Below are 21,761 nucleotides of genomic sequence, written 5' to 3'. Positions count from 1 at the left end.
ACTCAGGACTCGACAGAGAACAGATAATAATACACAGGCTGTCCTCCCTGATGCACCTCAACCTCAGCAGCCGGATACTGCTCTTCCAGCCATGCAGCCAGAGCACCAGTCACCTCTGGATCAGCCTCTTCTCCTTCAAGAATCGTGACGACTTCATCCCCGCTCTCCAGCATTTGTGCAAGCAGACCTTCACAAGCACGGAGCATGCTCTCATCTGTTGCAACAATTTTGGAGTTATGAATACCGATATAGTGTCCCGCCTTGATATCCAGCTCATCATACTGCGTATCCCGAACGGCATGAGTCACCTGACCGGACTGTACACGGCTGATCGCTTCCAGCATCTGATCCCGATTGGTATCAGCAGACTCGTCCTCCTGGAAAGCAAAGGCAGCAGCCATGCCTTGTGGAATGGTCTTGCTTGGAATCACCGTAATACGGCGTTCATCCTCCAGCAGTTCACGAGCCTGTTCAGCAGCAAGTACAATGTTGGAGTTGTTCGGCAAAATAAACACCTGTTCTGCAGCGATCGAACGCACCGCTTTGACAAAGTCCTCTGTGCTTGGATTCATCGTCTGTCCACCCGACAGAACAATATCCACACCGAGGCTTTTGAAAATCTCAGCTATACCATCGCCGGAAGACACCGCAATAAAACCGTAAGGTGCCATTTCATCCGCCGGCAGCACCGCTTCTTCAAGTGTGCTTGTCTTCTCGTGAGGTATATCAGCAAACAGATCAGGTGAAGCTGCTCCGTCCATGCCCGCAGTGAGCAGATCACGATGCTGCTCACGCATATTCAGAATATGAATCTGTGTAATTTCGCCATATTTCAAAGCCAGATTTAATACATCACCAGGTGTCTTGGAATGTACATGCACCTTGATCACTTCATCATCTGCAATGATGATGATAGAATCTCCATTTATTGACAGCGCTTTCCGGAACGTCTCATCATCAAATGCTGTTCCCGCGTTTTCTCCAAGCTCGCGGTTAATAAAGAACTCCATGTCATACAGAAATTCAATATCTTCCGTTTCCAGACGCGCTTGAGCGGACAGCGGCATCTCAGGAGCTATGACCTGTGCCGCCTTTGTTGTAACCGGCTCTGGTTTTGCAGACGGTTTCACAGCTGGGGACGGAACAGACTCTTTTTGTATCAAAGGTCGTGAACCACCCTCACCTTGCAGCAGCACTTCCATAAAACCTTCATAAATATATACAAGCCCCTGACCGCCTGAATCGACCACACCAACCTGCTTTAGTACAGGCAGCATTTCCGGAGTCATCGCCAGTGCTTCTTTTGCTTTTATTAGAACTTCATTCATTAATTCAGTTATATCATTCGTCCGTCTTGCATAGTAGGTGGCATGTTTTGCCGCTTCCTTGGCTACGGTAAGAATGGTGCCTTCTACGGGTTTCACTACAGCTTTGTATGCTGCGTCCACACCATTTTGCAGAGCGGCAGCAAATTGAATTGTATTCAATTCCTCATGCGCAGCTGCTGAACGGCTAAATCCACGGAACAATTGGGATAAAATAACCCCGGAGTTCCCGCGTGCACCCATAAGCAGGCCTTTGGATAAAATTCCGGCAGCTTCTCCGATGGAAGCAGAGCTTTTCCTTTTAATCTCTGCAACACCGGCAGTCATTGTCAAATTCATGTTTGTTCCCGTATCGCCATCCGGCACCGGGAAAACATTCAGGGAATTGACATGTTCTGCGTGCTGCCCTAGTTGTTCCGCTCCGGCAATGACCATTGCGGTGAAATCTGTTCCATTTAAAGAACGTATACTCAAGTGAGAATTCCCCTTCCTAGCTTGATACACGAACATCTTGCACCAAGAATCATTTTGGTCTGTTCATGCGTAAACGCATCTGCGTTATTCTTCGTCCATACCTTGTCCGGCACAGGCATATTATACAACATGTCAGCCGGGTAAACGGTCTGGGCGGCCGGGCTACCAATATGCTGCATTCTCTGCAACCCGTTTGCGGGCATAGGGATATGCACCGGTATCAGAAGCCGACATGAATGCCGCATGGAGACTGGTGCCAATGATGGAATGCCGCATCTCACAGCGTTGCCAAAAAAGCAAACCTCCAACCTCTACGTACGGTTTTTTCTCCGGCTTCCCGCGGCAACAGCCTATTCATGGCTGTACTATGGACTATTCAACATTGTACTATATTAGACAAGAGAAATAAATAAAGTTTTTGGATCAGTTGACGAAGCTTTTTTAATTATGATATTATATTCAAGTATTGTTTTATGCAGGTTAAGTAATGGAAATGATCCGGCCATGCCGGCTTGAACAACGCCATTAGCTACTGAAGCCTGATCTCAGGATCAGGAAAGAACAATTGAGTCCTTATGGAATGACGTTCGTCTCTCCGAAGGCACTGGTTATTTTAGGATAGGAGGTGTAATCTATGTCTCGCAAATGTTATGTGACAGGTAAGAAACCGGGCACCGGTAACCACGTATCCCACGCTAACAACCGTAACCGTCGTTCTTGGGGCGTAAACGTTCAGAAGGTCCGCATTCTCGTGAACGGCAAACCGAAACGTGTATACGTAAGCACCCGTGCACTGAAAGCCGGTAAAGTGACTCGCGTATAATCACGCAAAGCTACTATAAATCGGATAAGCAAAAAGCACCTTGTTCCTTGCAGGTGCTTTTTTGGTATTTACAAAAAGCACCTTCCAACAATCTGCTGATTCCTGCGACACAAGAACATGATGCTGCGGCACCGTGTCCTGAATACGCACAGGAATGTCCGCCGCATGGCACTTCTTGCAAATCCGGTTCTCCAGATGAGCCTTGAGCCAAAGCGGCGGTATTCGCCTAACGATGCTGCTGATCAACGTATAGCTACTGTAGTGCTTATCAATCTTGTAGACCAGATCAGTTCTTTTGAAACGTATTCAGGATCGCCTTTACAAACCCTCCCAAAAACTTCGGCAGTTTGAATGTGTAAAATTTCATACTTCACCCTCCCCATCATGCTCATGCGTCCGCCGTATCCTATGCTTCAGGCCTTTTTCACCCCAACACGACAAAAAAGGCTACATGAGAAACCTGCTCATGTAACCATATTTATGCGGAACCTGTTGTCCCTATTCCACATGACAAGCCTGATCATCAGCCCATTTCGCTTTGCGCGGGAATATACTGATAGACGGCAATCATGAAAACACTCATGAGATAATACAAAATGCTGAATATAACAAAGGTAATCCGAAGTCCCTTCCGATCAAACTTGCGGAAATACATAATGACTACCGCAACCCCGATCAAGGACGTGAGCGCATTGTACGGAGCCTGGAGCACGGCAAACAGCGCTAGCACCAGCCCCGTTACCAGACTCGCAGCCATCGTCCACAGCGTTTCCTTGAAGGTCATGAACTAACCCTCGTAGCTGCTGCGAATCTCGGCAATCGCAGCAGCCCGGTCTTCACGACCGAATACGGCACTACCAGCCACAAGAACGTCAGCGCCAGCTTCCACGACAAGCGGTGCTGTATCGGCAGCAATACCGCCATCTACCTCGATATGTACGTCGTGACGTCCTTTTTCATTCAACCATGTGCGAATCTGCTTGATTTTATTCATTGTGCCAGAGATAAATGCTTGACCCCCAAAGCCCGGATTAACCGTCATAACAAGCACCATATCTACATCATCCAACACTTCCTGAATTGCACTCGCTGGAGTGCCCGGATTCAGGGCAACACCTGCCTTGACACCCTGCTCTTTAATCAGATGAATCACCCGGTGCAGATGTACACATGCCTCGGCATGAACTGTAATAACCGCCGCACCCGCTTTTGCAAACTCTTCCACGTACCGTTCAGGGTTCTCAATCATCAAGTGAACGTCCAGCGGCAGTGTGGTATGCGGTGCAATGGCCTTTACAATTGCTGGGCCCAGCGTAATATTAGGAACGAAATGACCGTCCATCACATCAACATGAATCCAGTCTCCGCCTGCAGCCTGAGCTTCAGCAACTTCCGCGCCAAGCTTGGCAAAATCGGCTGATAATATGGATGGGGCAATTTTAATCATGGTTAATACCTCCGCTTCTTATCTTTCATCTCAGTCAGGAACTGCTCATAGTGCCGATATCGGCTTTCAGAGATCAATCCTTCCTCTTTTGCCGCAAGCACCCGGCAGCCCGGTTCATGCGTATGTGTACACCCACGGAACTTGCACTGATCAGCAAACTGCGCAAACTCCCGGAAACAAGTGGATAACTCCTCTACACCAATCTCCAGAAAGTCCAGCTGGCTGAATCCAGGGGTATCCGCTACAAATCCTCCGTTATCCAGTGGAATTAGCTCTACGTGTCTGGTCGTGTGTTTCCCCCGTCCCAGACGCATGCTGATCGCACTCGTCTCCAGCGTAAGTCCAGGCATCAATGCATTCAGCATGGAGGACTTGCCTACACCGGATTGACCCGAGAATACACTGATCTTGCCAGCCAGTCGTTCCCTGAGCAGCTCGCTGCCTTCTCCTGTCCGGGAACTGGTCGAAATAACCTCGTAACCGATTTGCTCGTACAGTGCCTTCACTTCAGCGACAATGTCCCGATCCTCGGCCTCCGGGTCGATCAGATCCTGTTTGGTCAATACAATCAAGGCATCCAGCCCTGCCTGTTCAATATGAACAAGGAACTTGTCCAGCAGATTCAGATTCATGTCAGGCTCTTTGACCGAAAATAGCAGAACAGCCAGGCTAACATTAGCCACAGGAGGACGAATTAGTTCAGTCTCACGCTTGTGAATTTCATCCACTGTTCCTTCTCCGTTCTCTGTCAGCATGTAGCTTACACGATCCCCAACCAGTGGAGAAGTGCCTCTTTTACGAAAAATCCCTCTGGCTCTACATTGAACGGCGGAACCTTCAACCGAAGGAACCCCGTTCTCTTCCACCGGCATGACATAGTAGTAACCACTTAATGCTTTGACGATGATACCCTCTGGCACAGCTCCGTCGCCCTCCTTCAAGTCAGTTCAGTTACAATCACAATTTCGCTTACGCCTTGGCCTTACGCCAGCATAAGCCGTCCTTATGGACGGCCTGATGCGTTAATAACTCCTTTTTTCGAATCCTCTTTATGCTTGCCCGGACCTTTATCCGTCTTCATAGCCGAGGTGTCACCTTCCTGATTATCTCCCTCTCCATCAACCGGAGTAGAGCCAGGGTCGGTTTCCCCGCCGTTGTCCACATTACCATCACTATTGCCATTTCCATTTCCATTACCGTTATCGCCATTCCCCGGATCAGGGGTGTTCGCTGGCGGAGCCTGTGTGCTCTGCTCCGGATCAATGGAAGGTACGTTCACTGTACCGTTCTTCGCTTCACTATAAGATACAACATACGTATCCAGGAATTTGCCATCACGATAAACGGACACCGCACCGTTTTCATTTGGTGCAAGCACAAGCGGTATCGTCAACATTTGAGCAGAATTGATCGTACGTGTGCCCCACTCCTGATTTTTGCCGCGTGCATCTTCATAGGTAATACGGATTTTGCTGTTTTTGCCCACTTCTTTGGGTGATACGTTGATGTTAAACGGATACTCCAGTGCTTCAGGCGGGTATCCTGTGCTGATAAAGATCGTAATCTTGTCGCCAGGATTCACATCTGCTCCTGCCTCCACAGGCCATTGCTGCGTAACTTTGCCCTGTTCTACCGTATAGCTGGATTCCTCCTGCACCTGTCCGAGCACAAGTCCCTTCTCTTTCAGCATTTGCTCTGCTTCACTGCGTGTATGATTTTTCAGATCAGGCATTTTGACCGTTTCAGTGCCCTTGCTTACGGTTAACTCAATTTCAACCAACTCAGGATCAAATTCTTCATTCACACCAGGCGTCTGGGAAATAACTAAACCTGAAGACACTTCGTTGGAGAAGTCATCCTTACGTTTGATCTGGTCTTCTTTGAGGCCCAAAGCAGTCAGCTTTTTGACCGCTTCCGTATAAGGGTCTCCCTTAACATCAATCATTTTTTCCTTTGTTTTCTCTGCACCCACACTCAGCTGCACTTCTGTGCCTTTTTTGACCACATCGCCGGCATTTCTGCTTTGATCAAAGACCATACCTGGATCTACATTTTCCTGATACTTTCGAATAACCTCGCTGCTTACAACCAGCCCCTGTTCCTCCAGCATTTGACGAGCTTTTTCTTCCGTCTGGTTGACCACATTAGGAACGGTGACCTCAGGTACAACAAGCATACCTTTGACATACCATACCACACCAACCATGGCAACCAGGATAAGAAGAGTCAGTGATATAAGCAGTGTCGGTTTTTTCCAGTTTTTCTTCTTCGGTTTGCTTGAATTCTCATCTGTATCCGTCTCCATCACAGGCATAGTCCCTGTAGACGTCATTCCACGCGGCTCCGGTTTAATCGCCGGCATAACACGAGTCTGGTCTATATCATCCTCATCGGGAAAATCAACCTTCGACTCATTGCGTCTCTCTGGCAAAAGGCATGTCTCCAGATCGTTCTGCATTTCTTTGGCTGACTGATAACGCTCCTGCGGATTTTTACGCATCGATTTGAGAATGACATTTTCCACACTTTGCGGAATAAGCGGATTGAACTTGCGTGGTTCATCAAACTCTTCCTGCAAGTGCTTCAAAGCTACACTGATTGGACTCTCTCCCAAAAAAGGAAGCTGTCCTGTCAGCATTTGATAGAGTACAATACCAAGAGAATATAAGTCCGACTTCTCCCCGGTCACAATGCCTTTGGCATGCTCTGGCGAGAAATAATGTACAGAACCGACAACAGAGCCGGTCTGTGTAATCGTTGTCGAGGTTACGGCACGAGCGATTCCGAAATCCGTCACCTTCACGCGACCATTCCGGCCGATCAGGATGTTATGCGGCTTGATATCCCGATGAATGATCTGATTATGATGCGCATGGTCCAATGCGTCCGCAATCTGGGAAGCAATGTGTACCGCCTCGTCAACCTGTAAAGGCGCACGCTCCTTAATAATCTCATTCAGATTTTTACCTTCCACATATTCCATAACGATATAATGCACATCATCTTCCTGACCCACATCATAGATGCTAACCACATTAGGGTGGGAAAGAGAGGCTGCCGATTGTGCTTCTCTGCGGAAACGGCGAATAAATTCTTCATCATGTACAAACTGCTGTCTCAGTACTTTAATCGCCACATTCCGGTTCAAAAGCAAGTCCTGAGCCTTGTACACAAGCGCCATGCCGCCGCCACCGACACGCTCAATCACCTCATAGCGTCCGCCTAGCTGGTGCCCGATCATGACTCACACCCCGTTTCCGTATGCACGGCGTTCTGCTGCTGAGGTTCAAATAACGCTACCGTAATGTTATCGTCCCCTCCAGCAAGCAATGCCAATTGCAGCAATCGGTCAGCACGGTCCTCCAGCGCAAGGTCTAGATTGCCTGCAACCTGAATAATCTGCTCATTGCTGACCAGGTTACTGAGTCCATCGCTGCAGAGAAGCAACACTTCGCCTTCTTCCAGACGAACGGTATCCATGTCTACCTTTACCTCGGCATCTGTGCCAAGGGCTCGGGTAAGTACATTGCGCCGCGGATGATGAGTTACGTCCTCTTTGCTGATCTGACCATTTTTGTACAATTCATTTACCAATGTGTGATCTTCGGTCAACTGAAATACTTCTTTGCCAGTGATTTTATAAGCACGACTGTCTCCGATATGTCCAATCACACCTTCTGCATCATTCAATAGGGCGGCGACCACAGTCGTTCCCATATTATGATACTTATCATCCGTAGATGCTGTGCGGAATATGACTTCATTCGCATGATGAATCGCATCGCTAAGTGCAGCTGACAGGGAAGCATGGGACAGGCCTGGCTCAAGTGTGGCCAGATCCTGTACCAGTGTCTCCACTGCGAGACGACTTGCTGTATCTCCAGCAAGATGTCCACCCATGCCGTCCGCGACGATTCCCAGAATATATCCTGTATCGAGATTACGAATCCAGGCTGAATCTTCATTCACCGAACGTACTCGTCCGATATGGCTCACATGAACTGTTTTGATCAAAACGCTCTCACCTCAACTCCATATGCTTTGCACGAAGCTGGCCGCAAGCGGCAGCAATATCATGTCCCTGTTCACGACGAATCGTTACATTAACTCCCTGTTCCGAGAGAATTCTCTGGAAATTAAATATGTCTTTTCTTGACGTTCTGACATATTTGCGCTCAGGCACATGATTGACCGGGATCAGGTTGACATGGCACAACATGCTTTTCAGTACGCTTGCCAATTCTTCCGCATGCTCCGGCTGGTCGTTTACGCCACCAATCAATGCGTACTCAAACGTAATTCTCCGGCCCGTCTTGGCCAGATAGTAACGAAGAGACTCCATCACATCATCAAACGGGAAACGACGGTTAACCGGCATTAGCTTCGAACGAAGAGCATCATTCGGTGCATGGATCGAAATCGCGAGATTAATCTGTGTATCTTCATCTGCAAACTTGTAGATGTTCGGTACAATTCCGCTTGTAGACACGGTAATGTGACGCTGACCGATATTCAGGCCCTTTTCGTGAATCATAATCCGCAGGAACGTCATCGTTGCTTCATAGTTTTCAAACGGTTCACCGGAACCCATAATTACGATGCTGCTGACACGTTCATTACGTTCGTCGAGAATCTTCTGAGCCTGTACAACCTGAGCTACAATCTCACCTGCTGTAAGGTTGCGCTTGAGTCCACCCAGCGTGGATGCACAGAACGTGCAGCCGATCCGGCAGCCGACCTGTGTCGTTACACAGATGCTGTTGCCGTAGTTATGCTTCATAATGACCGTTTCGATCGCATGATCATCATGCAGACCAAAGAGGAATTTTACAGTTCCATCCTTGGACTCGAACTTGGTAATTTCCTTGAGGGTTACAAATTCAAACTGATCTGCCAGCTTCTCACGCAAAGCTTTGGACAGATTCGTCATTTCACTGAAATCATTCACACGCTTCACATAGATCCAGTCAAAAATCTGGCCGCCGCGAAACGCAGGCTCCCCGTTCTCAACAGCCCATTGCTGTAACTGCTCCAGGGAAAAATCGTATATAAAAGGTTTCATTTTGTAGTCAACACCTATTCCTTTTTTCTTTTCATTTGCTTTCCAGCGTTTTACTGCATTCGTCCTATTCTATCACAAACACCACGTTACATCCATGTATACCCGTGAGACACGTTATTCATGCATTATAACACCTCAATGCTGCTATCGCATCTTGACATCATAGCAAATACTTCATTTCGACCGAACCATTCAGCAAAACTTGCCTCTCACAAAGAAATCCGCCGGGGTTTCCCTCGGCGGCCTTCCTTCCGTGCTTTATTAAACGGTTAATTAACGGTTCTTGTCAACCTTGCGATGTAAAAACCGTCACTATGAGCATACTGTGGCAGAATCTGAACCCCACCGTTTACAGCCTGCCAACTGCTGGTTTCGGGCTGCGACCAGTTAGTCGTTTCCATAGCCTGATATTCGGGATGACGGCTCAAAAAGTCAGCTACCATATCTTCATTCTCGGCTGATTCAATGGTACATGTGCTGTACACCAGTATGCCGCCCGGTTTGAGCAGCGGCGCTACACAATCCAGCAGCTCGCGCTGGAGGCCCGAGATATCCTCGATATCCGATGCCGACTTGCTCCATTTTACATCCGGCTTGCGACGAATTACACCCAAACCGGAGCAAGGTGCATCCAGCAAAATCCGGTCAAATGAAGCTTCGGGGTAGCGCTTGTTCAAATCAAGTGCATCTCCCGTTACCGCATCAATACAGCCGAGTCCGAGACGTTCGGCCTGCTCCAGAATAAGCTCGCGTTTATGTGCATGAACATCGTTAGCTATAATATGACCGCGATCCTGCATCTTCTCCGCCATATGTGCTGTTTTCCCGCCCGGAGCTGCACAGCAGTCCAATACACGCTGTCCCTCTTCAGGAGACACAGCTTCGGCAACCAGCATAGAGCTTTCGTCTTGCACGGAGAACAGTCCATCCCGATACCAGGACGTTAGCGCCATATTACCGCCACTTCGCACGAGAATGCCATCTGGACTAAGACGTGAAGCTTCAACAACTGCTCCGCTTCTCATCATTTCCTCCATCATCTTCTCCCGTGTGGTCATCGTCGTATTCACACGCACGCTCACGGCTGGAGGTTCATTATTTGCCCGGCAAATGGCTTCTGTCGTCTCTTCGCCGTACTGACGAATCCAGCGTTCCACCATCCACAGCGGATGAGAATGCTCCAGCGAAATCCTTTCAGCAGCTGGCAAATGTGAAGGGATGTGCAGCTGTTCCCGATTACGAATCATATTCCGCAGCACACCGTTCACCATACCGGAGATTCCCTGATGACCCAGCTTCTTCGCCAGGTTCACAGCTTCACTCACGACGGCATGTTCCGGAATTCGATCCAGATAGATGATCTGATAGACACTGATTCGAAGCAGGCTTCGTACCCAAGGCTGTAATTTGGCTACGCCTTTGGCAACAAAACGCTCCAGATAATAATCAATGGTATTCCGTCTTGCTATCGTTCCATATACCAGCTCGGTAGCAAGTCCTGCATCTGCAGCACTAAGCTCCGCCTCCTTGAGACGGCGATTTAATTCCAAATTGCTGTATGCTCCGTCCTGCTCAACCGCACTCAGCACTTTGACAGCAAGCGCACGTGCAGAAACTTTCGGCTTCTGCACATGCGTGCCGCTGGTGCCAGCATGTTTGGGGCCTTTATCCGAAGAGCGATTTGCCCTAATGTTACCTTTTGACTTAATGTTACTTTGTGACTTATCGTTATTTCCTGATTTATTGCCACTCATCGCAGCACCGTTCCAGGCTTCAATGTTCCGCCACGAGCAAAGTCAGCGGCCTGCATTACCTTTTTACCGGCAGGTTGTACCTCTGTCAGCCATAAGGAGCCATTGCCTGTCTGCACTTCAATACCCGTTTTGTTCAACTGGAGCACCGTTCCCGGCTCGGCTTGTCCATTGCCCGATACAGCGGAACTCTCCGTCTGAGCTTGCGCGGGATTGGCCGCAGCCCAAACTTTGAACACCTGATCGTCCCACATCGTAAATGCACCTGAAAAAGGCACAAGGCCGCGAATCTGGTTGAACAATTCACGTGAAGTGCGACTCCAGTCGATCTTCTCGTCTTCACGGGTCAGATTACGAGCATATGAAGCCTCGCTATCGTCCTGCGGCACAGCTGTTGTTTCACCAGCGATCAGGCGCGGCATTTCTGCCTGAAGCAGCCTGCAGCCTGCCTCACTGAGCTTTGCAAACATCGTACCCGATGTATCTTCATCTGTGATGGGCACTTCCACCCGAGAGATCATATCTCCGGTATCCAGTCCTTCTGCCATATACATCAGTGTGACACCTGTCACCGATTCTCCGTTAATAATAGAGCGCTGTATCGGTGCTCCTCCCCGGTACTTCGGCAAGAGAGAACCGTGAACGTTCACGCAGCCACGAATGGGCATATCCAATACCGCTTTGGGCAGAATCTGTCCGAATGCAGCCGTTACAATCAGATCTGGCTTCCATTCCGCAAGACGGGCTACTGCTTCCGGGTCACGCAGCTTGACTGGCTGAAACACCGGTAGACCGTAGCGTTCGGCTGCGGCCTTGACCGGCGTTGGTGTCAGCACTTTTTTACGTCCCTGCGGTTTGTCAGGCTGGGTTACCACACCTACGACATGGTAACCTTCTGCCATCAGCATATCCAGGGAAGGTACAGCAAATTCAGGTGTTCCCATAAAAACGATATTCAAATCGATCACTCCTTAATTGCGACGCGGTCCAGTCTGATCGGCTGCAATTTCATATACTTTCTCGGCGATATCGGTGAAAAGTACACCGTTCAGATGGTCAATTTCGTGCTGGAACGCACGGGACAACAGGCCACTTCCTGTAATGATCAGCTCTTTTCCTTCACGATCGAGCCCTTTAACTGTTACCGTCTCATAGCGACGGACATCACCGTTAATTCCAGGGATACTCAGGCAGCCTTCCGGTCCGAACTGTTCACCTTCACTGGAAATAATCTCGGGATTAATCATTTTGATCAGTCCCTGCTCATCCCCTGCATCAATGACGATTAAACGTTTCAGTATGCCCACCTGTGGAGCAGCCAGACCTACGCCTTCTGCATCATACATTGTATCTGCCATATCATCCAGCAGCTTCTGCACATTAGGTGTAACCTTGGTTACCTCCTTGGCTCTCTTGTGTAGCACCTCATCTGGTTCTTTAACGATAATACGAATCGACATGTAGTAAGCACCTTCCTAATTCTTATCTTGTTTTCTAAAAATCATTACACTTGTTTTCTAATAACTCATTTCCGCTTGTTTTCTCGGCAATCAACTTTATTTCATATGCTGGTTATAATCTATGTTTATACCGCTTGTTCACATCCACATTTTTTTTTATATAAAAAGCTGTGAAATGTTACATTAACATCTGCGGGTCTACATCAAGACTAATGAGCAACTTTTGGGCCTGAACATCATCATCCATGTGCCGGGCCGTTGCCAGAGCCAGACCGATCGCGTCCACATCCCCACGCCATTTTATCATACATTGGAATCGGTATCTATTCTTGATCCGCGGGATTGGCGAAGCGACAGGCCCAAGCACATCAAAAGCATCGTTGCTGAAACGGTCCAGGCTACCCAGCCAGCCAGCTGCATTTGCCTTCTCTTTCAGCAATCGGGTGTAGTTCTCGGCCAATCGGATCAATACCGGGAGCTGTTCATGGGAGAACGTTACCAGAATCAGACGGCAATACGGCGGATACTGTAAAGTTCTGCGATGCAGGAGCTCCTCCCGTACAAAGGATACGTAATCATGCTGGCTTGCATGTCCAATCGAATAATGTTCAGGCGTATAGGACTGTACGAACACTTCACCTGGCAATTGATGACGGCCCGCCCGGCCAGCCACTTGCGTCAATAGCTGGAACGTCTTCTCGGCAGCACGAAAATCAGGCAAATTCAGCGCTGAGTCCGCTGTGATTACACCCACCAGAGTCACATCGGGGAAATCGAGTCCTTTGGCAACCATCTGGGTCCCAAGCAGGACATCGGCCTTTTTCTCCCGAAATTGCTTTAACAGCTTTTCATGCGAACCCTTTTCGGTAGTGGTGTCCACATCCATTCGAATGACACGAATCCCGGGGAAAAGCTTGGCCAGCTCTTCCTCCACGCGCTGTGTTCCTGTGCCAAAGTACCTGATATGCTCGCTTCCGCAATCCGGGCAGGTTTCAGGTGCAGCCTCCGCATAACCGCAATAGTGACAGCGCAGATTGTTGGAGCGCTGATGATACGTCAAGGAGATATCACATTCAGGACAACCGGCCACATATCCGCAGCTGCGGCACATCACAAACGTGGAATATCCGCGGCGATTCAGCAGCAGCACCGTCTGTTCTCCGCGCTCCATCCGCTCCTCGATTCCTTTGTGCAGCGCCCTGCTGAACATGGAACGATTGCCTTCCTTCAGCTCTTCGCGCATATCAATGATACGGACGGTTGGCAGGTTGTTGCCAAGCGCCCTTGTGGGCATTTCCAGCAAAAGCGGAGCAAACTCGTCATTGCTTTGCGAGCGCGCTGCATAATAACTCTCAAGCGAAGGTGTGGCGGAGCCGAGAACAACCACGGCCTGATGCTGCTGTGCTCTTTTGACAGCGACATCCCGCGCATGATATTTAGGCGTCTCCTCCTGCTTGTACGAGGTTTCATGCTCCTCATCCATAATAATGAGTCCCAGCCGGCTAAAGGGAGCGAATACCGCAGAACGTGCGCCAATCGCCACCTTGACCTGACCTTCACGAATTTTGCGCCATTCATCATAACGCTCACCGCCGGAAAGCCGGCTGTGCATAACCGCTACCTGATCTCCAAAACGTCCCTTGAAACGTTCCACCATTTGTGGCGTAAGGGCAATCTCCGGCACCAGCACAATCGCCTGCCTGTCCTGATTAATACATTGCTGGATCGTCTGCAGATACACTTCTGTTTTGCCGCTGCCTGTAACTCCATGCAATAGAAAAACACCGTGACGATGTTCCTGCAAACGGCCGTTTATGCTGGCATAAACACCTTGCTGCTCATCGGTCAATGCCAGTGGTTCTGTTGGTTTAAACCGTCTGCCTTGATACGGATCGCGGAAAACCTCCACATCCTCCGTAACAACCAGTCCTTTGTCCTCAAGCCCTTTGACGGTTGCCGCCGACACTTGCAAGGTAGCCAGCACTTCTTTCATAGGCATAGGCAGCAAGTCCTTCATCTCCAGCAAAAAAGAAAGAATTTCCTTCTGTCGCTGTGCCTTGGCCGGGAACGAATCAAGCGCCTCTTCTGCGGCAGCAATATCTACAGCCAGATTGACGGATTTCATCGTTTTTTTGCTAAGCTTGTCCTTGATCGCCTGGCTTTCCAGCAGAACACCACTCAGCAGCAGCTTTTTGATCAAAGCCGCATGGTTCGGATATTTACGGCTTAATTGCTGCAGTGGAACCTGCCCCCTGTTTTGCACAAAACGAATAATATCCTGCTGCACCTTCTCGGCACTCGACTCTTCTCCCCACACAAACAACACGTTTTCGTTAGAGGTTTTATCCAAGGCACATCCATCCAGCACATCTCCCAGCGAAATATAACGCTCGGCTTTTCCTTTCAGCGCCGTAGGCACCATCACCTGCAAGGACAAAATGCGATTGCTCGCATAACGCTCGCTCATCCATTCTGCCAGCTCCACCAGATCCTTCGAGAGTGGCGGCACAATGTCCAGCAGCTCCTGAATAGGCTTCAGCCTGAATGATTCCTCACCTGTGCGCGGAACCAGATCAACGACAAATCCCTGCACTGTGCGATGTCCAAAAGGTACACCTACCCTGCTGCCCACCTCAATCCATTCCTTCATGGAGTCGGGAACCAGGTAATCGAAAGGCCGGTCGGTCTGCTTTACAGGCACATCGACAATGACCTTGGCAATCTCCATCTATCAATTCCTCCCGGCAATGCGCTCTGCCGCAATTCGAAGCAAGCGATGCGCCACATCTTGCTTGGACATCAATTCAAGCTCCTCTACCAATCCATCCCGGTCATAAATATGAACCGCATTGGTGTCTGTCCCGAATCCGGCTCCCGAACGGGTGACATCATTGGCTACGATCAGATCACAATTTTTCCGTTCCAGCTTTTCACGTGCATACATTTCCAGCGACTGCGTCTCTGCGGCAAAACCGATCAAATACTGATGGGTTTTCCGTTTGCCCAGCGTCTCCAGAATATCTATATTTTTCACAAGCTCCAGTGACAGTGTGTCACCTTTCTTCTTGATTTTCTCTGTGTAAACTTCCTTTGGTCGATAATCAGCGACAGCCGCTGCTTTAATAACGATGTCCGCATCCTGCCACTCCTTCGATACCGCCTCATACATATCCTGTGCAGACTGCACGGGGATAACCTCCACCTGCTCCGGCGGCTGCGCCTGTGTATTGCCCATCACCAGCTTCACATCGGCGCCCAGATCACGCGCGGCAGCGGCGATGGCAAAGCCCATTTTGCCGGATGAGTCATTGGTAATATAACGAACGGGATCAATTCGCTCAACTGTACCGCCAGCGGTGACCACGACCTTTTTTCCTTTTAAAAGCAAATCCTGGCCTTGTGTCTGAACCTCGATCAGAGCTTGCTCCGAACGTCTCATCGAAGGAGAAGGAACACCACGCTGCGCAAAGAAACGCTCTACCACGTCGACAATCGTCTCCGGTTCTTCCAGACGCCCCTTGCCAACATAACCGCAGGCCAGCAGCCCTTCGCCGGGTTCAATCATTAAAGCGCCTCGTTCAACGAGCAGATTCATATTATGTTTGACCGCCGGATGATCGTACATATGCACATTCATGGCCGGTGCAATCATTACAGGTGCGGTGGTAGCAAGCAAAGTAGTTGTCAGCATATCATCAGCCATTCCATGTGCCATCTTGGCAATGACATTGGCAGTCGCAGGAGCGACCAGCACGAGATCGGCCAGATCAGCCAGATGAATATGAGACACCACAGCTGGTTCCCGTTCATCAAATGTATCTGTGTACACCGGGTTGCGGGTTAATGTCTGCAGCGTTAATTCGGTTATAAACTGTGTTGCAGAAGCCGTCATAATGACGTGAACATCCGCTCCCTTCCGCACCAGCTTGCTGCATAATGTTGCTGCCTTGTAAGCCGCTATGCCACCTGTTACGCCGAGCACAATTCTTTTACCGTTCAACATGTGTATATCCCCCGATCATGTTAAGACGTCGATATCAATAAAAATAAAAAATAACAGTCTTTAAATAAGGATTAAAGGCTTATTCGTAAAAAAATAACAACCTCGCGGTTGTCAAAATAATTTGGGCTTTCGCCGTATGCAGTTGAAGAGCAGCCGCCAGGGCTTACTCTTCTTCTTCATCCTGTCCTTTGAGTACAACCAGATGATCTCCGTAGATTTCTTCCAGTGCAACGCCAACCTGTTTATGGGATTTTGCGTTTCTCAGCTCGGATTTTTCGCCTTCGCGAAGTTGTCTGGCACGGCGGGAAGCAGCGACAACCAGGGAATACTTGCTGTCAACTTTATTCATCATTTCATCAATTGAAGGATACAGCATATTAACAAAACACCTCTTTGCTTTAGTATAATCACAAGTTGCCGCCGGACAGAGCCTTTATGTTGCGCGTCTTCACACCAAGGCATGCGGGCTTAGCCCATCCTTAACATGATATGACAACTGCCCCATGAATATCGCTGTATGCGGCGGCAAAAGGGATTATTTATTGATCTTACAATGTTCGGCAATAATGATGCTTTCTATTCGCTTGCAAGCGAGTTCGATTTCATCATTTACCACCGCATAATCATACTGTTCCAGCAGATTGATCTCATCCACCGCAACGGACATCCGGTGATCAATCGTCGCTTGACTTTCCGTACCACGGCCCTGAATGCGATCCTTCAGCTCGTCCAGAGAAGGCGGAAGCAGGAACACAAAGATTCCTTCCGGGAATTTCTCCTTCACTTTGAGCGCACCCTGAACCTCAATCTCCAGAATGATATCGCGGCCTTCGTTAATTGTTTTCTCCACAAAATCACGCGGAGTACCGTAATAATTGCCTACATATTCCGCATGCTCAAGCAGCTGATCCTCGGCAATCATCTTCAGAAACTCATCATGCGAGTGAAAAAAATAGTTTACCCCATGCTCTTCACCCAAACGTGGCTGACGCGTGGTTGCTGATACCGAATACGTCAGATTCGGCACCCGTTTACGCAGTTCGCTGCATACTGTACCCTTCCCGACCCCGGATGGGCCGGACAACACTATCAGTAATCCCTTAGACATATTACACTCCATTTTATTCGTCGTTATCATCATCTTTCGAAGAAAGACGATGGGCGACCGTTTCAGGCTGAACCGCAGACAGAATAACGTGATCGCTATCCGTAATAATAACGGCACGGGTACGTCTTCCGTAAGTTGCATCAATCAGCATGTGACGATCTCTTGCCTCTTGTATAATTCTCTTGATCGGCGCCGATTCCGGACTCACGATGGATATAATCCGGTTCGCCGATACGATGTTACCGAATCCAATGTTAATGAGTTTGATTGCCATAATCAGGTTCTTCCCCCTATACATGCGACTCTTCTGCCGAAATTTGGCCGTTCATTCGATGTTCGCTGCTTGCTCACGAATCTTCTCCAGCTCCGCCTTCATCTCGACAACACGGTTCACCAGAGCCAAGTGGTTGGCTTTTGATCCAATCGTATTGACTTCCCGATTCATCTCCTGAATCAGAAAGTCCAGCTTGCGGCCTACCGGGTCCTCGCTCTTCAGCAATTCCCTGCTCTGTCCAAAATGACTGAGTAAACGTGTAAGCTCCTCTTCAATGTTGGAACGATCCGCAAACACTGCGATTTCCATACCCAATTTATGCTCATCAAAAGGGAAAGAGCCCTCTTCCTGCATTTCCGTAAGCCGCTGCCTTAACTTGTTGCGGTAATCACTTACCACCGTTGGCGCAAGCGCGAGCATCTCGGTATGCAGTGACTCCAGACGGGTAATCCGCCGTTCCAGATCAGTGGCCAGATGAAGACCTTCGCGAGCGCGCATCTGCTCCAGACTGGAGAGAGCCTCATTCAAACCCGCATGCAAAACCTGCTCCCATTCATGCTTCTGTTCATCTGGCACGAAGCTCGTCCCATCCGACTGAACCATGACATCCGGCAGCCCCAGCATATCCACAATGCTTGGTTTGCCCTGCAGTCCAAATTGACGTTCCAGCTGCTCTGCAGCCTGCAGATAGGCCCTGACCGCCTGCTCATTCAGAACAGCGGGAAGAGCCTGGTCTTCCTCTTTTTCTTTCATTACATAAACATCAATCCGCCCTCGCTTCAAGCGGCTTTGTACGATCTTCCTCAAACCATCCTCATAGTACGTCCACTCTCTCGGCAGACGCATCATGACTTCACAATAACGATGATTGACTGATTTGATCTCCAATTGTACCTTGTAGCCGCCAAAATGAAAGGCGGATTGACCGTATCCGGTCATACTGAATGACATCGGCATCACATCCGTTTTACTATTGTAATTGATTATTAGGGTGGAAACAAGTAGGACATTGATGCTCCGATTTCTCCCAGACATATTGAGTCAGCTCGGCGGTCATGCCATAGAACATAAACGGAGTCATCAAATAGATCCCCTTGAAATGCTCTGTAGCTACATCCAGCAGTTCTTTCGCAATCGTAACTCCCATCGCACGGCCCTCTTCGCCTTCAAGTCCTGCCATACGAGAGCGCACCTCATCCGACAGCTGAATACCAGGAACCTCATTGTGCAGATACTCGGCGTTGCGTCCGCTTGCCAGCGGCATAACACCGACAAATATTGGAATATCCAGATGTTTGGTTGCCTCACTCATCTTTACGATCAGTTCCGGATCATATACAGGCTGTGTCATAATGTAGTCTGCCCCGGAGGCAATTTTCTTCTCAAGCCGCTGTACCGCTTTGTCCAGATGTTTAACATTTGGATTAAATGCAGCTCCAATCACAAAACCGGCCTTCTGTTTCAACGGTTTACCCGAGAAGGCTACACCATCATTCAGCTGTTTGATCATTCGTATAATCTCAAATGAGGTCAGGTCGTACACCGAGCTGGAACCAGGTAAATCACCGAATCTGGCAGGATCACCGGTTACCGCAAGCACATGGTTAATGCCCAACGCATCGAATCCCATCATATGGGACTGGGTGCCGATCAGATTACGGTCACGGCAGGCAATATGCACCAGTGCACGAAGACCAGTTCGGTCCTGCACCAGATGCCCAAGGGCCATGTTGCTCATGCGGGTCACGGCAAGAGAGTTGTCCGCCAGCGTCAGTGCATCTGCTCCGGCAGCTTTCAGTGTTTCAGCACCCTTCATGAACTTGGCAATGTCCAGATCACGCGGTGGATCAAGCTCGACAATGACCGTATGGCGCTGCTTGACCAGATCCACAATCGTTGGCTGTCCCCCGCGCCCTGCACGTTCATCCACATGCTCATGAAGCACGATTCGCGGCTGGCTCTCGGCTGGATCAGGCTCTGCAATCGGCAGCGGTACATACTCCGAAAGAGCTTGTTTGATGGCTGTAATATGATCAGGCGTTGTACCGCAGCATCCACCGATAATACGGGCACCAAGATCTGCAAACTGCACTGCAGTTTGGCCAAAATATTCAGGCGTTGCGCCATAACGGAACTGACCGTCCACATAATCCGCCGCACCCGCATTCGGATACACGGACATCGGAACACCGATGCGTCCAGATACCGTTTCCATCGCACGCATAATCCCGTTCGGACCAGAACGACAGTTGAAGCCGATGACGTCAGCTCCCTGCTCACGCATAATGCGAAAGGCTTCAGGCATCGTGTAACCGTCCAGTGTATGGCCCACATCTTCAACAGCGAATTGACCGATAACCGGAAGATCACTCAGTTTACGCGCCTGCAGAAGAGCAATGTCCATCTCTTCAATATCATAAAAGGTTTCGAGCAGTATGCCGTCCACACCTTCATCCAGCAAAGCAGAAATTTGCTGCTGATAGAAGCGCTTCAATTCACTGGTCGACACGTTCGTTCGTTTGCCGCCGCGAATAGAGCCCACAGCGCCGAGAATGTATCCGTCTGTACCGGCCACTTCCTTTGCGATGCGTACACCTGCGCGGTTCACTTCCTCGACTCTGGACTCCAGTCCAAACTTGGACAACTTGTCAAAGTTGGCCGAGTATGTGTTCGTCTCAAAGATCTCTGCGCCAGCATCCCGATAACGACGATGCACGTCTGCCACAACTTCCGGTGAAATCAAGTTCAATTCTTCATAGGAAATCCCAACCGGGAATCCCATTTGATATAGAAACGTTCCCATGGCCCCATCACCAACAAGAACACGTTGTTTCATTGCTGTGCGTAAATCCGCCTTCATCCCATTTCCCCCCGCCTAGCTGTGATCATTTCATACTAATGTAACACAAAAAACGCTAAAAAACGAAGAAAAACACAGGATTTTGCTGTTTGTCCGGCTCCAGTGGACATTCCTAGCATTGAACGTCTGAAAGCGCCCTTGAGTGCTGGACAGAAGAGGTTAACACTATGAGTAAAAAAAGAGGCCCGCAGGCCTCCGTGATCATTAATCTCATCGTACGAACTTGATTATGAAGTAACTCCCTTGAAAACAACTTCGGCTGGTCCAGTCATATAGACGTGGTTATCTGCCTCGCTCCACTCAATGTTGAGGTCTCCGCCCTTCAAGCTGATTACAGCCGTGCGGTCTGTATGACCGTTCAGCACCGATGACACGAGTGTTGCACAGGCGCCTGTTCCACAAGCCAGCGTTGGTCCTGCTCCGCGCTCCCACACTCGCATGTCTACATATCCGCGGTCGCGTACAGTAGCGAATTCAACATTGATTTTTTTCGGGAACATCGGATGCACTTCAAGCAGCGGCCCCCAGGTAGTCAGATCAAAGTTCACTGCATCATCCACATAGATAACTGCGTGAGGGTTGCCCATGGATACCGCCGTAAATTTGAATGCATGTCCATTGGCTTCAATGTAATGATTAACTACAGGATTCGCATCTACTGTGGTTGGCACCTGAAGACCATCAAGTATTGGCTCGCCCATATCTACCCGTACCGTTTCCACTTTGCCATCACGCAGGTTGAGGGTCACAGGCTGTACCCCGGCGCCGATCGTTTCAATGGTAATCTGTTCACGGTCAACATGACCGTGGTCGTATACGTACTTGGACACGCAGCGAATAGCATTGCCGCATTGCTCCGCTTCCGAGCCATCCGAGTTCATAATGCGCATCTGAAAATCCGCCTTTTCTGAAGGCAGTATATATACCAGGCCGTCCGCTCCGATACCGAAGAAGCGATTGCACCATTTTACTGCAAGCTCGGCCGCATCTGAAGGAAGTTCCTTTTCACCAAATACAATAATAAAATCGTTGCCCAATCCGTGCATTTTCGTAAATTCCATATCCTTGCCCACTCCTTTTGGCAGTCTGCTGCCAAAGCTTTAGTTTATAAATTATTCTCTCTTATTGAGGTTGTTACAGTCAAACCCGATTAAGCAATTGCTAACCACGTTAA

The 21,761-nt window shown here is 49.2% G+C and carries 22 protein-coding genes; 1 reads left to right on the top strand and 21 read right to left on the bottom strand.

Annotated elements, in window-relative coordinates; all coding sequences use genetic code 11:
* Positions 1 to 2: 2 nt before the first annotated feature.
* Both HNR77_RS18760 and HNR77_RS18755 read right to left on the bottom strand, forming a co-directional pair.
* Positions 3 to 1,799 (bottom strand): DAK2 domain-containing protein, encoded by a 1,797-nt coding sequence (locus HNR77_RS18760; RefSeq protein ID WP_184187584.1) that lies wholly within the window; start codon positions 1,797 to 1,799, stop codon positions 3 to 5.
* Positions 1,796 to 1,978 carry a hypothetical protein gene (locus tag HNR77_RS18755; protein ID WP_184187581.1) on the bottom strand — a complete coding sequence of 61 codons (183 nt, stop codon included), beginning with the start codon at positions 1,976 to 1,978 and terminating at the stop codon, positions 1,796 to 1,798. The genes HNR77_RS18760 and HNR77_RS18755 overlap by 4 nt, the downstream gene beginning before the upstream one ends.
* Positions 1,979 to 2,433: 455 nt before the next feature.
* On the opposite strand from HNR77_RS18755, the gene rpmB reads away from it, so the two are divergent.
* Complete coding sequence (gene rpmB, locus HNR77_RS18750) at positions 2,434 to 2,622, top strand: 50S ribosomal protein L28 (RefSeq protein ID WP_024631107.1); 189 nt, start codon at positions 2,434 to 2,436, stop codon at positions 2,620 to 2,622.
* On the opposite strand, the gene HNR77_RS18745 is transcribed toward rpmB, so the two are convergent.
* The 19 genes from HNR77_RS18745 to dapF form a co-directional block, all read right to left on the bottom strand.
* On the bottom strand, positions 2,623 to 2,868 hold the full coding sequence (locus tag HNR77_RS18745) for a hypothetical protein (protein ID WP_184187578.1): 246 nt from the start codon (positions 2,866 to 2,868) through the stop codon (positions 2,623 to 2,625). It abuts the gene before it with no gap.
* A gap of 40 nt (positions 2,869 to 2,908) precedes the next feature.
* Positions 2,909 to 2,989 (bottom strand): stage V sporulation protein SpoVM, encoded by an 81-nt coding sequence (gene spoVM, locus HNR77_RS18740; RefSeq protein WP_019424875.1) that lies wholly within the window; start codon positions 2,987 to 2,989, stop codon positions 2,909 to 2,911.
* Between the two features lie 156 nt (positions 2,990 to 3,145).
* On the bottom strand, positions 3,146 to 3,406 hold the full coding sequence (locus tag HNR77_RS18735; RefSeq protein WP_184187575.1) for a hypothetical protein: 261 nt from the start codon (positions 3,404 to 3,406) through the stop codon (positions 3,146 to 3,148).
* A gap of 3 nt (positions 3,407 to 3,409) precedes the next feature.
* Complete coding sequence (rpe, locus tag HNR77_RS18730) at positions 3,410 to 4,069, bottom strand: ribulose-phosphate 3-epimerase (RefSeq protein ID WP_110898586.1); 660 nt, start codon at positions 4,067 to 4,069, stop codon at positions 3,410 to 3,412.
* A gap of 2 nt (positions 4,070 to 4,071) precedes the next feature.
* Positions 4,072 to 4,989 carry a ribosome small subunit-dependent GTPase A gene (gene rsgA / locus HNR77_RS18725; protein ID WP_184187572.1) on the bottom strand — a complete coding sequence of 306 codons (918 nt, stop codon included), beginning with the start codon at positions 4,987 to 4,989 and terminating at the stop codon, positions 4,072 to 4,074.
* Between the two features lie 83 nt (positions 4,990 to 5,072).
* Positions 5,073 to 7,310: a Stk1 family PASTA domain-containing Ser/Thr kinase gene (pknB, locus tag HNR77_RS18720; protein ID WP_184187569.1), complete on the bottom strand. Its 2,238-nt coding sequence runs from the start codon at positions 7,308 to 7,310 to the stop codon at positions 5,073 to 5,075.
* Entirely contained in the window at positions 7,307 to 8,083 is a 777-nt protein-coding gene (locus tag HNR77_RS18715; RefSeq protein ID WP_184187566.1) for a Stp1/IreP family PP2C-type Ser/Thr phosphatase, read from the bottom strand. Before HNR77_RS18715 ends, pknB begins: the two co-directional genes overlap by 4 nt.
* A 7-nt stretch (positions 8,084 to 8,090) precedes the next feature.
* On the bottom strand, positions 8,091 to 9,131 hold the full coding sequence (gene rlmN, locus HNR77_RS18710; RefSeq protein WP_111271055.1) for a dual-specificity RNA methyltransferase RlmN: 1,041 nt from the start codon (positions 9,129 to 9,131) through the stop codon (positions 8,091 to 8,093).
* A gap of 269 nt (positions 9,132 to 9,400) precedes the next feature.
* Entirely contained in the window at positions 9,401 to 10,885 is a 1,485-nt protein-coding gene (gene rsmB / locus HNR77_RS18705) for a 16S rRNA (cytosine(967)-C(5))-methyltransferase RsmB (RefSeq protein ID WP_184187563.1), read from the bottom strand.
* Entirely contained in the window at positions 10,882 to 11,841 is a 960-nt protein-coding gene (fmt, locus tag HNR77_RS18700) for a methionyl-tRNA formyltransferase (protein WP_184187561.1), read from the bottom strand. The genes rsmB and fmt overlap by 4 nt, the downstream gene beginning before the upstream one ends.
* 12 nt (positions 11,842 to 11,853) lie before the next feature.
* Positions 11,854 to 12,342 carry a peptide deformylase gene (def, locus tag HNR77_RS18695; protein ID WP_110898580.1) on the bottom strand — a complete coding sequence of 163 codons (489 nt, stop codon included), beginning with the start codon at positions 12,340 to 12,342 and terminating at the stop codon, positions 11,854 to 11,856.
* Between the two features lie 178 nt (positions 12,343 to 12,520).
* Positions 12,521 to 15,070 (bottom strand): primosomal protein N', encoded by a 2,550-nt coding sequence (priA, locus tag HNR77_RS18690; protein WP_184187559.1) that lies wholly within the window; start codon positions 15,068 to 15,070, stop codon positions 12,521 to 12,523.
* 3 nt (positions 15,071 to 15,073) lie between these two features.
* Entirely contained in the window at positions 15,074 to 16,345 is a 1,272-nt protein-coding gene (gene coaBC / locus HNR77_RS18685; RefSeq protein ID WP_184187557.1) for a bifunctional phosphopantothenoylcysteine decarboxylase/phosphopantothenate--cysteine ligase CoaBC, read from the bottom strand.
* A gap of 163 nt (positions 16,346 to 16,508) precedes the next feature.
* Positions 16,509 to 16,721 (bottom strand): DNA-directed RNA polymerase subunit omega, encoded by a 213-nt coding sequence (gene rpoZ, locus HNR77_RS18680; protein WP_110898577.1) that lies wholly within the window; start codon positions 16,719 to 16,721, stop codon positions 16,509 to 16,511.
* A 159-nt stretch (positions 16,722 to 16,880) separates the two neighbouring features.
* Complete coding sequence (gene gmk, locus HNR77_RS18675; protein ID WP_110898576.1) at positions 16,881 to 17,453, bottom strand: guanylate kinase; 573 nt, start codon at positions 17,451 to 17,453, stop codon at positions 16,881 to 16,883.
* A gap of 13 nt (positions 17,454 to 17,466) precedes the next feature.
* The gene (gene remA / locus HNR77_RS18670; RefSeq protein WP_006209218.1) at positions 17,467 to 17,727 is read right to left on the bottom strand and encodes an extracellular matrix/biofilm regulator RemA; all 261 of its coding nucleotides are present in this window, start codon (positions 17,725 to 17,727) and stop codon (positions 17,467 to 17,469) included.
* A 51-nt stretch (positions 17,728 to 17,778) separates the two neighbouring features.
* Complete coding sequence (locus HNR77_RS18665; protein ID WP_111271060.1) at positions 17,779 to 18,678, bottom strand: YicC/YloC family endoribonuclease; 900 nt, start codon at positions 18,676 to 18,678, stop codon at positions 17,779 to 17,781.
* Positions 18,679 to 18,697: 19 nt separating this feature from the next.
* Positions 18,698 to 20,587, bottom strand: coding sequence for a bifunctional homocysteine S-methyltransferase/methylenetetrahydrofolate reductase (locus HNR77_RS18660; protein WP_184187554.1), 1,890 nt, complete (start codon positions 20,585 to 20,587; stop codon positions 18,698 to 18,700).
* Between the two features lie 227 nt (positions 20,588 to 20,814).
* Positions 20,815 to 21,648, bottom strand: a complete 834-nt coding sequence (dapF, locus tag HNR77_RS18655; RefSeq protein WP_184187553.1) for a diaminopimelate epimerase — start codon at positions 21,646 to 21,648, stop codon at positions 20,815 to 20,817.
* Positions 21,649 to 21,761 lie beyond the last annotated feature (113 nt).

The organism is Paenibacillus sp. JGP012 (genome assembly GCF_014203995.1).
GTDB classification, from domain to species: Bacteria; Bacillota; Bacilli; order Paenibacillales; family Paenibacillaceae; genus Paenibacillus; species Paenibacillus silvae.
Note: the sequence above shows the minus strand (reverse complement) of the source record. Positions and strands in the feature narration are given on the sequence as shown.